12 protein-coding genes are annotated in these 12174 nt (G+C 64.8%); 6 read left to right on the top strand and 6 right to left on the bottom strand.

Going from position 1 to position 12174, the window contains the following annotated elements; all coding sequences use genetic code 11:
• Positions 1-27: 27 nt before the first annotated feature.
• A complete protein-coding gene (locus RAC97_RS11490) occupies positions 28-402 on the bottom strand; it encodes a YbaN family protein (protein WP_375101587.1) in 375 nt (124 codons plus the stop codon).
• Positions 399-986 carry a YecA family protein gene (locus tag RAC97_RS11485; protein WP_375101542.1) on the bottom strand — a complete coding sequence of 196 codons (588 nt, stop codon included), beginning with the start codon at positions 984-986 and terminating at the stop codon, positions 399-401. Before RAC97_RS11485 ends, RAC97_RS11490 begins: the two co-directional genes overlap by 4 nt.
• Before the next feature lie 246 nt (positions 987-1232).
• On the opposite strand from RAC97_RS11485, the gene recQ reads away from it, so the two are divergent.
• Positions 1233-3380 (top strand): DNA helicase RecQ, encoded by a 2148-nt coding sequence (gene recQ / locus RAC97_RS11480; RefSeq protein WP_375101543.1) that lies wholly within the window; start codon positions 1233-1235, stop codon positions 3378-3380.
• A 112-nt stretch (positions 3381-3492) separates the two neighbouring features.
• Complete coding sequence (locus tag RAC97_RS11475; RefSeq protein ID WP_375101544.1) at positions 3493-3930, top strand: MarR family transcriptional regulator; 438 nt, start codon at positions 3493-3495, stop codon at positions 3928-3930.
• A 65-nt stretch (positions 3931-3995) separates the two neighbouring features.
• On the opposite strand, the gene RAC97_RS11470 is transcribed toward RAC97_RS11475, so the two are convergent.
• A complete protein-coding gene (locus tag RAC97_RS11470) occupies positions 3996-6182 on the bottom strand; it encodes a patatin-like phospholipase family protein (protein ID WP_375101545.1) in 2187 nt (728 codons plus the stop codon).
• 68 nt (positions 6183-6250) lie between these two features.
• Between RAC97_RS11470 and RAC97_RS11465 the strand changes: the two genes are divergently transcribed.
• Positions 6251-6532 (top strand): SelT/SelW/SelH family protein, encoded by a 282-nt coding sequence (locus RAC97_RS11465; protein WP_375101546.1) that lies wholly within the window; start codon positions 6251-6253, stop codon positions 6530-6532.
• Position 6533: 1 nt separating this feature from the next.
• On the opposite strand, the gene RAC97_RS11460 is transcribed toward RAC97_RS11465, so the two are convergent.
• Positions 6534-7418, bottom strand: a complete 885-nt coding sequence (locus RAC97_RS11460) for a DMT family transporter (protein WP_375101547.1) — start codon at positions 7416-7418, stop codon at positions 6534-6536.
• Between the two features lie 264 nt (positions 7419-7682).
• Between RAC97_RS11460 and RAC97_RS11455 the strand changes: the two genes are divergently transcribed.
• Positions 7683-8495: a UDP-2,3-diacylglucosamine diphosphatase gene (locus RAC97_RS11455; protein ID WP_375101548.1), complete on the top strand. Its 813-nt coding sequence runs from the start codon at positions 7683-7685 to the stop codon at positions 8493-8495.
• Positions 8496-8516: 21 nt separating this feature from the next.
• Here RAC97_RS11455 and RAC97_RS11450 read toward each other — a convergent pair whose 3' ends face one another.
• A complete protein-coding gene (locus RAC97_RS11450; RefSeq protein WP_375101549.1) occupies positions 8517-8828 on the bottom strand; it encodes an Mpo1-like protein in 312 nt (103 codons plus the stop codon).
• Positions 8829-8982: 154 nt separating this feature from the next.
• Between RAC97_RS11450 and RAC97_RS11445 the strand changes: the two genes are divergently transcribed.
• Complete coding sequence (locus RAC97_RS11445; RefSeq protein ID WP_375101550.1) at positions 8983-10038, top strand: AraC family transcriptional regulator; 1056 nt, start codon at positions 8983-8985, stop codon at positions 10036-10038.
• On the opposite strand, the gene RAC97_RS11440 is transcribed toward RAC97_RS11445, so the two are convergent.
• Entirely contained in the window at positions 9995-11449 is a 1455-nt protein-coding gene (locus RAC97_RS11440) for a TrkH family potassium uptake protein (RefSeq protein WP_375101551.1), read from the bottom strand. The genes RAC97_RS11445 and RAC97_RS11440 overlap by 44 nt on opposite strands.
• 144 nt (positions 11450-11593) lie before the next feature.
• Here RAC97_RS11440 and RAC97_RS11435 point away from each other — a divergent pair, with 144 nt between their 5' ends.
• Complete coding sequence (locus tag RAC97_RS11435) at positions 11594-12151, top strand: nitroreductase family protein (RefSeq protein WP_375101552.1); 558 nt, start codon at positions 11594-11596, stop codon at positions 12149-12151.
• Positions 12152-12174 lie beyond the last annotated feature (23 nt).

The raw sequence follows: 12174 nt of genomic DNA, 5'->3' as shown, positions 1-12174 counted from the left end.
TCAGCCCGTGCCATGCCTCGAGTCAGCTCAAGGCCGCTGCAAGGTCTTCTGCTTGAGGATATACAGCGTCACCAGCACCGCACTGGTCAGCATGAACACCCGCGCCCAGAACAGCGGCACCAGGTAGCACGACACGCTGATGCTTACCCACATCAGACCGATGGCATAGACCTTGGCCCTGAGCGGAATGCCGTCACCATTGAGGTAGTCGCGAATCCAGGGCCCGAGCCTTGGGTGGTTGACCAGCCAGGCATGAAAACGCGGCGAGCTTCGGGCGAAGCACGCCGCGGCGAGGAGCAGGAATGGGGTGGTGGGCAATACCGGCAGGAAGATCCCCAGCACCCCCAGCGCGACGCTGAGCCAGCCGACGGCCAGCAGCAGGTAGCGCACCACGGTACTCAGTGGTGGCGTGGCTTGAGCAGGGCAGGTTTTTCGTCCGGGGCGTGCAGCAGCAGGAACAGCGCGCTCAGGGCCTCGGGGATCTGCACGATCATATCGTCCTGCAGGTTGGCATTGCTGGCGATGTCGGCGAATTCTGGCTGCTCGTCGAACAGCCCCGAGCCGACCATGATCGGCAGCAGCATTTCGCTGACTTCTTCCTCGGCGTTCTCGAACCACGCCTCTTCACGCAGGAATACCCCCTCCATGAAGCCGATGCACCAGCCGCGCAGGTCGGAGTCGTCCGGCTCGTCGGTCAGGTCCAGCTCGCACGGCAGGTCGAATTCCTCGTCGCTGGCCAGCTGGCGGGCGATGTGCGCCTTGAGCGCCACCAGGGTGGCCTCGATCTCGGTGCGCTGGGCTTCGCTGGCGTAATGGGGCTCTTCGGCGAACAGCGCGTCGATCCATTCGCGCTCGGGAATGTCTTCGGCGCTGATCGACAGCGCGGTCAGGTAGCCGTGGGCGGCGACGTAGTCCAGCGCTTCTTCGTGCAGCTCGTCGGCGTCGAGGAAGGCTTGCAGGCGGGTCAGTTGCTCGGCGAAGGACATTACAGGGCTACCTTGGGGGAATAAACGATAGTGGATTCTAGCACCTTGCGGCCCTGGCGGGGCAAAGGGAACGTCTGTCACCGCAGCCTGCCGCAGCCCAGGGCAGTGGGGTATACTCCGCCACTTTTCATGCCCCGGCAGTGTCGTTCGCCTGCCCGGCAAAAGCCGCTTACGTATTGGCAGCGTGAGCAGCGGATTTATCGTCCAGCCTGTATCCAGGATGGAACGGCGATTTTGGAGTGGCACATGCTCGAACAGGCTCAGCGCGTCCTCAAGGACATTTTTGGCTACGACAGCTTCCGGGGACGCCAGGCGGCGATCATCGAGTGCGTGGCCAATGGGGGCGATGCGCTGGTATTGATGCCCACCGGGGGGGGCAAGTCGCTGTGCTTCCAGGTGCCCGGGCTGTTGCGCCCAGGCCTCACGGTGGTGGTGTCGCCGCTGATCGCGCTGATGGACGACCAGGTCGCCACCCTCGACGAGCTGGGCGTGGCCGCCGCTGCGTTGAACTCCACCCTGAGCGCCGAGCAGCAGCGCGAATTGGCCGGGCGCCTGCGCCGCGGCGAGGTGAAGATGCTCTACCTGGCCCCTGAGCGCCTGGTGCAGCCGCGCATGCTGGACTTCCTGCGCACCCTCGACATCGCGCTGTTCGCCATCGACGAGGCTCACTGCGTATCGCAATGGGGCCACGACTTCCGTCCGGAATACCTGCAACTGGGCCAGTTGGCCGAGCTGTTCCCCCAGGTGCCACGCATTGCCCTGACCGCCACCGCCGACATGCGCACCCGCGAGGAAATCGTCCAGCGCCTGCACCTGCAAGGTGCCGAGCGCTTCCTGTCGAGCTTCGACCGGCCAAACATCTTCTACCGCATCGTGCCCAAGGAGTCGCCGCGCAAGCAGTTGATGGCGTTCCTCGGCGAGCGGCGTGGCAACGCAGGCATCGTCTATTGCCTGTCACGCAAGAAAGTCGACGAAACTGCGGCCTTCCTCTGCGAACAGGGCTTTCCGGCACTGCCTTACCATGCAGGCCTGGCCGCCGAGACCCGTTCGGCCAACCAGCACCGCTTCCTCAACGAGGAAGGGCTGATCATGGTTGCGACCATCGCCTTCGGCATGGGCATCGACAAGCCCAACGTACGTTTCGTCGCTCACCTCGACCTGCCCAAGTCGATGGAAGCCTATTATCAGGAAACCGGCCGCGCCGGCCGTGACGGGCTGCCTTCGGATGCCTGGATGGCCTACGGCCTGCAGGACATGGTGATGCTCAAGCAGATGCTGCAGAACTCCGAAGGCGACGAGCGCCACAAGCGCGTGGAGCAGCACAAGCTCGACGCCATGCTGGCACTGTGCGAGGAAACCCGCTGCCGCCGGCAGTCGCTGCTGGCGTATTTCGACGAGGTGCTGGAGCAGCCCTGCGGGCACTGCGACAACTGCGTCGACAAGGTGCAGACCTGGGATGCCACCGAACCTGCGCGCCAGGCCCTGTCGGCGGTGTTCCGCACCGGCCAGCGCTATGGCGTCGGCCACCTGGTGGATGTGCTGGTAGGAAAGGACAACGAAAAGGTACGTAGCTTCGGCCACGAGAAGCTTTCGGTGTTCGGCGTCGGCAAGTCGCTGGGTGAGCATGAGTGGCGCTCGTTGTTCCGCCAGTTGGTGGCGCGCGGCCTGGTAGACATCGACCTGGAAGGCTATGGCGGCCTGCGCCTGTCGGACAGCTGCCGGCCCTTGTTGCGCGGTGAGGTGACCTTGCAACTGCGCCGCGACCTCAAGCCACAGACCACCGCCAAGTCCTCCAGCAGCAGTGGCGGTAGCCCGGCGAGCCAACTGGTGCGTGCCGAGGAGCGGGAGCTGTGGGAGGCGCTGCGTACCCTGCGGCGCAAGCTGGCCGAGGAGCACAGCGTGCCGCCCTACGTCATTTTCCCCGACTCAACGTTGCTGGAAATGCTGCGCAGCCAGCCCGGCAGCCTCAGCGATATGGCCCAGGTCAGTGGCGTCGGGGCGCGCAAGCTGGAGCGCTATGGCCAGGCGTTCCTCGAGGTGCTCAATGGCGCGGGTGGCACCGAGGCGGCGCCGAAGGTGGTGCTCGACCTGCGCCACGAGCTGGTCAGCCTGGCCCGGGCCGGCATGACACCGACGCAGATCGCCGGGCAGCTCGATTGCAGCGAGAAGAACGTCTACAGCCTGCTGGCCGAAGCCATTGGTCGCCAGGAGCTGAGCCTGGAACAGGCGCTGGACCTGCCCGAAGAGCTGATGATGGAAGTGCAGGATGCGTTCCTCGATGGCGAGGGCGAGCTGCCACCGGTGTCGGTCATCGCGCCGCAGTTCGGGCAGCGGGTGCCGGAAGGCGTGCTGTACTGCGTACGTGCGGCGTTGGCGGCGGAGTTCGAACTCTGACCCTTGTCACTCTTTCTGACGATTATCGAACGCTCTTGATTGCCCGCAGCTTGCCTGATAGTCCGGGGCGTGATTATCTGACTAGTAATTGGTTCTATCCATCGAGTTGCTTATGCCCCTGACCGACAATCAACACCGCTTCGGCATGCAATTGGCCCAGATGTCTCGTGGCTGGCGTGCTGAACTGGACCGCCGCCTGGCCGGGCTCAACCTGTCCCAGGCCCGCTGGCTGGTGTTGTTGCACCTGGCCCGTTTCGAAGCGTCGCCCACCCAGCGCGAGTTGGCGCAGAGCGTAGGGGTCGAAGGGCCGACCCTGGCGCGCTTGCTCGACAGCCTGGAAGGCCAGGGGTTGGTGCGCCGCCAGGCGGTGCTTGAAGACCGCCGCGCCAAGAAGATCCTGCTGTGCCCACCGGCCAAGCCGTTGATCGACCAGATCGAGACCATCGCCAACGCCTTGCGCGCCGAGCTGTTCAGCGGTATCGACGAAGCCGACATGGAAGTATGCATGCGGGTACATGCGAAGATTCTCGCCAACCTCGAGAAGTCCTGAACACCACCTCCCACCACGAAAAAAGCGGATCTGCCGTTGTTGGCGATCCGCTTTTTTCATGCGCCTCAGAACGTATTTCCCAGGTTCAGGTACACCGCCTTCTGGTCTTCGCTGTTGAATCCATAGCTGATATTCAATGGCCCCAGTGGCGTATCCATCCCCAGGAAGATACTCGCGGCGTTGATATAGCCGCTGTCGAACTCATTGTCGTTGTTCCACGTGCGCCCACGCTCGAGCGAGGCCCCCAGGTACAACGGGAAGTCCAGCGGCATGTAGGCCCGAGGCGTAAGGCGTCGGTAGTAGACCATGCGCAGCAGGCTCATGTTCTGGCCCGATAGCGAGTCCTGACGGAAGCCCGAAAGCTGGCGCGCGCCCCCCAGCACGAAGCTCGAGGTCACCACTTCGGTCTCATCCAGGGTGCGCCCGTAGCGCCCGCCCAGTACCCAGGTGTTCGGCCCGCTGCTCAGGGCCTTGTCCAGGTGGAACTGCCATTGGCGGAAGTCGGTGTCCGAATCCAGCGAACGATCGTACTTGCGCAGGGTCAGGCCGATGTCTTCGCCGCTGTGGGGGAAGTAGACATTGTCCAAGGTGTCGAACGAATACGTCAGCTCGTAGAAGCCTTCATTGAAGCTGACCTTGGGCAGGTCCTGCTCGCCAATACGCACCTCGGCCTCGCCCCACGCCTTGCCCACGCCCAGGCGTACCTCGCCATAGGTGCCGATCTGCCGGCCCAGGTTGAGGCCAAAGCCATAGCGCTCCAGGCGGTATTCGGCGATCGGGTCGTTGTCCAGGGTGGCTTCGATGTTTTGCGAGCCGAGGTCCAGGTAAGGCGCGACGAAGTAGCGCGAGCCCACATCGAGGGGCTGGTAGAACTCGCTGTAGAGCCGCTGTTCGTCGCCGATCTGGGCGCGTGTCAGCCATTCGCCGCCCAGGCGGTTGATGCCATTGACCCGATAGCTGGCGCCCAGGTTGAAGGCGCTGTCGCCGCGCAAATCGTCGGAGAGGTTCAGGCCCAGGCGCAGGTAGTCGGTGCCGCCGCGCTTTCCGCGGGCGGTGATGACCAGGGTATTGTCGTCGCCTTTGTGCACTACGCGGTATTGCACCCGGTCGAAGTAGTCCAGGCCGTACAGCGTGCCCATGTCGGTCTGCAGGCGGTCGAGCTCCAGGGGCGCGCCGATCGGTTGGCGGATGTAGTAGCGGATGACGTCGTCGCTGACTTTCGAGTCGTTCTCCACCTTTATCGCGCTGATCACTGGCGTGCGTTGCGTCGGTGAGCGGGCGACCGCCAGGCCGCTGTCGCCTCCCGGCTGGCGCAGTGGCGCCAGGCGGCCATCAAGGGCGCGGGCGGCGCGATAGCCTGCGTCGATCATATCCTGGGCGCGGCCGAAGTCGGTGACGCCGAAGGCCGCCAGGGCCGGCTGCACCAGGATGTCCTCGCGGCGCAGGCTGGCCAGTTGCTCCTCGGAGTTGCGTCGGGTCATCAGGGTGATCGACTGGTTGAGCACGTCCACCACCGTGGCCAGGTCCTTGCGGCTGCGCAGCGGGGTGCCGATGTCGACGACGATCGCACGGTCCACGCCCATTTCGCGCACCACATCCACAGGAATGTTGTCGACCATGCCGCCGTCCACCAGCAAGCGGCCATCCAGCTCGACCGGGGCGAACACCGCCGGGATCGACATGCTGGCGCGGATCACCTGGGGCAGGTGGCCGCGGCGGAACACCACCTTCTCGCCGCTGGCGATGTCGGTGGCCACCGCGCGAAAGGGGATGGGCAGCTTGTCGAAGTCGCGGGTATCGGCGGTGTGGGCCAGGGTGCTCTCCAGCAGCAGCGCGAGGTTCTGGCCCTGGATCACTCCCAACGGCAGTCCAAGGCTGCCGTCATCGCGAAAGCTCAGTTTCTGTTTCACCAGGAAATCGCGGTCGTCCTGTTTGCGCCGGAAGGGCACGTCCTTGCGTGGCGGCGCGTCGGATAGCGCCTGTTGCCAGTCGAGGGTCAGGGCGAGCTTTTCCAGCTCCTCAACGCTGTAGCCAGAGGCATACAAGCCACCGACCACCGCCCCCATGCTGGTTCCAGCGATGGCATCGATACGCACGCCCTGTTCCTCCAGGGCCTTGAGCACACCGATATGCGCAAGGCCCCTGGCCGCGCCGCCAGACAGCACCAGGCCGAGCTTGGGGCGCACTGCCTCGGTGGCGACAGCGGTGAACGAAGTGAGCGCCAGCAACAGAAGTAACAGCAGACGATGCATCGTGAGTCTCAAAGCGATGGGCAAAGGCCGGTAGTATAAGCGGCTCATCACGTAAGAGAGGTCTGCCCATGGCCAATGCCAAGCCGGAAATAGTCATCAACTATTGCACCCAGTGCCAATGGCTGCTGCGCGCCGCCTGGCTGGCCCAGGAGCTGCTCAGCACCTTTGCCGACGACCTTGGCCGGGTGTCGTTGCAGCCTGGTACCGGCGGGGTGTTCCGCGTCACCTGCGACGGTGTGCAGATCTGGGAGCGCAAGGCCGACGGTGGCTTCCCCGAGGCCAAGGTGCTCAAGCAGCGGGTGCGCGACCAGATCGACCCGCAGCGCGACCTGGGCCACAACGATCGGTAACTCAGGCGCCCTGCGCCACGGGTTTGCGCGCCTGTCCGGAGGAGAGGCGGCTGCAGAGCACGATCGCCAGGATGATCAGCGCACCGCCGGCGAGCATGCGCAAGGTCGGGGTCTCGGCGAACACCACCCAGGCCATGGCGATGCCATAGACCGGCTCCATGCCGAACACCACCGCCGCAGTACGCGCCTTGATCACCGCCAGGCTGGCGACGAACAGGCTGTGCGCGACACCGGTGCAGAACACCCCGAGCAGGGCGACCCACAGCCAGTCCAGAGGCGCCACCTGGCCCAGGCTTGGCAGGGCGAAGGGGAGCAGGCAGGCGGCAACCACCAGGTTCTGGCACAGCGCGGCCTGTACCGCGCCCACGCGTCCGGAGCCTGCGCGGTTGGTGAGCGACAGCAACGAGAACAAAAGGCCTGACAACAGCGCCCAGAGCAGCCCGCCCGTGGCCTCGCTGGCCAGGTCGAAGGAGGGGGTCACCAGCACCAGGCCGATGCTGACCAGCAGCACCAGCAGGGCTTCGTTGCGGCGGATGCGTTCGCGGAACAGCAGGCCCTCGAGGATCACCGTGAACGCCGGAAAGCTGGCGAAGCCCAAGGTGGCAATGGCCACCCCACCGACCTTGACCGCGATGAAGAAGCTCACCCAATGCCCGGCCAGCAGCACGCCGCCGAGCAGCAGGCGGCGCAGGTCCTGGCGTTGCAGTGCCTGCCAGCCCTGGCGTGCGAGGCTGGCGAACAGGCCCAGGGCAAGTACGGCGAAGATCGCCCGGCCGAAGACGATGACCGATGGCGTGGCGCTGGCGGCGAGTTTGCCGAGTACCCCGGTAAGGCCGAAGAACAGCGCGCCGATGTGCAGGGCGCCGAGGGCGGTGCGGTGGTTCATGGAGGTCCGTCTGAGGCTGGTGTGGTGGCTGTAGGCCCTTTCGCGCAGGGTTTTTCGCGGGCTCGGCCGCGAAAGGATCAGTAAAGCTGCAAAATAGTCCGAGCAGTGCACAAGCCGGCCTCACACGTTCGCTCGCCAGCCTCGCATCCGCGAAGGGCAGGTCGGCAGTGTACACCTGCAGGCGATAGATCAGTCGTCACGAACTTGCCACCAATTGGTAATGTGTAACTGCCAGTCTCCAGCAAACAGCGCCGGAGCCTGCCCATGACCCACGCCGAACTCGCCCGCCCGTCACGCAAGCAACGCGTGCGCACCCTATGGATTTCCGATGTGCACCTGGGCACCCGGGATTGCCAGGCCGAGCACCTGTCGCAATTCCTCAAGGGCTACCAGGCCGACCGGGTGTACCTGGTCGGCGACATCATCGACGGCTGGAAGCTGCGCGGCGGCATCTACTGGCCCCAGGCGCACACCAATGTGATCCGCCGCCTGCTGACCATGAGCAAGCGCGGCACCGAGGTGATCTACGTCACCGGCAACCATGATGAGTTCCTGCGCCGCTATTCGAAGCTCATCCTGGGCAACATCCAGCTGGTGGACGAGGCCGAGCACCTGACAGCCGACGGCAGGCGCCTGCTGGTGATACACGGCGACCAGTTCGATGTGATTACCCGCTACCACCGCTGGCTGGCGTTCCTCGGCGACCGCGCCTACGAGTTCACCCTGGTGCTGAACCGCTGGCTCAACCATTGGCGTGCTCGCTATGGCTACGGCTACTGGTCGCTGTCGGCGTACCTCAAGCACAAGGTCAAGGGCGCGGTGAACTTCATCAGCGACTTCGAGGATGCGATTGCCCACGAATGCACGCGACGCGGCTTCCAGGGCGTGGTGTGCGGGCATATCCACCATGCCGAGATCCGCAAGGTGGGCGAGGTGGAGTACCTCAATTGCGGCGATTGGGTGGAGTCCTGCACGGCGTTGATCGAGCACTGGGACGGCAGCATCGAGCTGTACCGCCTGGCCGATGCCCAGGCGCGCGCGCAGGCGAGGGTGGCGGCACTGCGCGAACCGGCGTAGACGAAGAAGCGCCTCGCACCTTCACAGACTGATGCGGCCGAGCAAAACATCGCGGAACATCGCGAAATCGCCGATCAGGCTATAGAGGGGGTGGGTGAAGGTGGCTGGCCGGTTCCTCTCGAAGAAGAAATGCCCCACCCAGGCGAAACCATACCCGGCGAGCGGTACCGCCAGCAGCAAAAGCCACTTGCCGCTGGCGATGGTGTACGCCAGCAGGGCGATGACCAGGGCGGTGCCGACGAAGTGCAGACGCCGGCAGGTAGGGTTGGCGTGCTCGCCCAGGTAGTACGGGTAGAACTCGGCAAAACTGCGAAACTGCACGGTGCTGTTCATGGCTGTGCTCCCGTAAGGTGTGTTTTTGTTCAGGATACACGGCGTGGAGCCTGTTTCGAGTCTAGAGTCAGAGGGAACGCCTACCAGTGACAATAAGCGCCAATTGAGTATCCTTGGGGTTCACCGCTGGAGCGGTCTGCACAAGAAGCCTGTCATGAGTGAAAGAACCACGTCAGCCAGCTGGGCATCAGGGATAGTGAAGGCGCTCGAGCTGGAAGGGCTCGATTGCCGGGCCATGTTCAGGCAGCTAGGCCTGGACTTCGCCGCCCTCGACGACCCCGATGCACGCTTCACCCAAGACTCCATGACCCGGCTCTGGCACCTGGCGGTGGAGCTGTCGGGCAACGAATCCATTGGCCTGAACATGGCGCGGGTGGTGCGCCCGGCGTCGTTCCACGTGGTGGGGTACGCGCTGATGTCCAGCCGCACCCTGGCCGAAGGCTTCGAGCGCCTGGTGCGCTACCAGCGCATCATTGCCGAAAGCGCTGACGTGAGTTTCCGCCTGGGCGAAGACGGCTATGCCTTGACCCTTACCGTGCTGGGTGACCACCTGACCCCCACCCGGCACAGCGCCGAGGCGTCGCTGGCCTGTGCCCTGGCCTTGTGCAGCTGGCTCAGCGGGCGGCCCTTGCAGCCGCGGCGGGTGCTGATACAAGGCCCGCAGCCCAAGGATATCGAGCCCTACAGGACCGCCTTCCGTGCACCTTTGGTATTCGGTGCGCAGCACGATGCGCTGGTGCTCGAACGCGCCGACATGGAGGCGCCGCTGCCCACGGCCAACGAGGCCATGGCGCTGCTGCACGATCGCTTCGCAGGAGAATACCTGGCGCGCTTTTCGGAGAGCCGTGTCATCCACCGAGTGCGTCAGACGCTATGCCGCATCCTGCCCCAGGGCGAGCCCAAGCGCGAATCGGTCGCCCAGGCCCTGCACCTGTCCCAGCGCACCTTGCAGCGGCGCCTGCAAGAGGAAGGCACCAGCTTCCAGGCGCTGCTGGACGATACCCGCCGGGAACTGGCCGAGCAGTACCTGGCGCAACCCGGCATGACTTTGCTGGAAACCGCTTACCTGCTGGGCTTTGCCGACCCGAGCAATTTCTACCGGGCATTCCGCCGCTGGTTCGACGCAACGCCCAGCGAGTACCGCGCCCGGCTCGAAAGCACGGCGCTCAGTGACGCCAGAACGCAGGCATGCACAACACCAGCACCGTAACGATCTCCAGGCGCCCGAGCAGCATGCCGACGGAGAGAATCCACTTGGCGGCGTCCGGCAGGGTCGCGTAGTTGCCTGCAGGGCCGATCACCTCGCCCAGGCCCGGGCCAACCCCGGAAACCGTGCCGGCAGCACCGGTCAATGCAGTCATCCAGTCGACGCCCAGCAGCGACAGCAACAAGGCGATGACGCAGATAGTCGCGGCGAACAGGAACGAGAAGGTCAGGATCGAGCGTACGATTTCTTCGTCGAGGCGGTGACCGTTGTATTTCTGCTTGATCACCGCGCGTGGGTGGATCAGCTGGTTGAGGTTGGCCTTGAGCAGGATGTACGCCACCTGGAAGCGGAAGATCTTGATGCCGCCAGCGGTGGAGCCCGAGCAGCCGCCGATGAAACCGAGGTAGAAGAACAGCATCAGCGAGAAGTTGCCCCACAGGCTGTAGTCGCCCAGGGCGAAACCGGTGGTGGTGACGATCGAAGTGACGTTCAGCGCCACGTGGCGCAAGGCCTCGAGCCAGTGCAGGTTGGTGGTGGCCCAGTACCAGGTGCCCAGCACCAGCCAGGTGCTCACCAGCAGGATCAGCAGGCCCTGCACTTGCTGGTCCTTGAACAAGGCCCGCCGATGCCCGCGCAGGGTCGCCACGTACAGGGTGAATGGCAGGCTGCCTAGAATCATCACTACCACCGCCACCCAGTGCACGGCCGGGATGTCCCACTTGGCCAGGGATTGGTCGGAGGTCGAGAAGCCGCCGGTCGAGATGGCCGACATGGCATGGTTGATCGCATCGAACGGGCCCATGCCCGCCCACCAGAAGGCCAGGCTGCCCAGCACGGTGATGCCCACGTACACCAGCACGATGAACTTGGCGACCATGTGCGAGCGCGGCATCACCTTTTCGGAGCGGTCCGAGGACTCGGTCTGGAACAGGCGCATGCCACCGATGCGCAGCAACGGCAGGATTGCCACCGCCATGCCGATGAAGCCGATGCCGCCCAGCCAGTGCAGCATCGAGCGCCACATGAGGATGCCGGGCGACATGTTGTCCAGCCCGCTGAGCACCGTGGCACCAGTGGCGGTGATGCCGGACATGCTCTCGAAGAAGGCATCGGTATAGCTGATGTGCTGGGTCAGCAGGAAAGGCAGCGCGGCGAAAATACAGACGATCACCCAACTGCTGACGGTCAGCAGGTACATGTCCCGTGGGCGCAGGTGCACGTGCTCGGGGCGACCGGGGATGACCATGGCCAGGCCGGCGAGAAAGGTGATGAGGCTCGACCAGAGGAACGACGGCAGGTCGGCGGTGCGCTCGAAGATCACCAGGGTGGCCATGGGCACGGCCATGCTCACGGCGAGGGTGATCAGGAAGATGCCGATGATGAAACCCAGGATCCTTAAGGTCGGCAACGCCATGTGATCTGCTCTGACTCGCAATGGAAGGGCGCCATTTTAAAGCGCGCCCGGCAAGCTGCAAGCGATAAGCGCACCTTGTCGCTTGCAGCTTGCCGGGCGCGGCTTGAGAATGGCGCCACTTTTCTTCTGCCAGGAGGGTAGCCGATGGAGGCTCTCGACGCATTGCTCAACCGTGTTTCCGTGGCACGCCTGACCGACCCCGCGCCCAACGCCGCCCAGCGCGAAGCGCTGTTCCAGGCCGCGTTGCGCGCGCCGGACCACGGCCAGCTGCGGCCATGGCGCTTCCTGACCATCGAGGGCCAGGCGCGCGAGAAGCTCGGCGAGCTGTTCGCCGAGGCCGTGCAGGCCAAGGGGGATGCCAGCCAGGCCGCCTTGGACAAGGCCCGTGCCATGCCACTGCGGGCGCCGTTGCTGATCGTGGTCATCGCCCGTTTGCAGGATCACTTCAAGGTGCCGAAGTCCGAGCAGCGCCTGGCCGCAGGCTGCGCCGCCCACGGCATTCTCATTGCGGCTCATGCCCAGGGCGTGGGTGCTGTATGGCGTACCGGCGACATGGCATTCGATGCCCATGTGCACAAGGGGCTGGGCCTGGCCGAGAACGAAGAGTTGATCGGCTACCTGTATCTCGGCACGCCCATCAGCGAGCCGCGCCAGGCGCCGGTGCTGGCGACCGAAGCGTACGTCAGCGCCTGGGGGGCGTGAGCCGCGCGGCCACCGCGTCCTGT

The organism is Pseudomonas sp. LS_2, assembly GCF_042709235.1.
Classification (GTDB): domain Bacteria; phylum Pseudomonadota; class Gammaproteobacteria; order Pseudomonadales; family Pseudomonadaceae; genus Aquipseudomonas.
The sequence above is the reverse complement of the archived record's forward strand: the minus strand, read 5'-3'. Positions and strand labels throughout refer to the sequence as shown.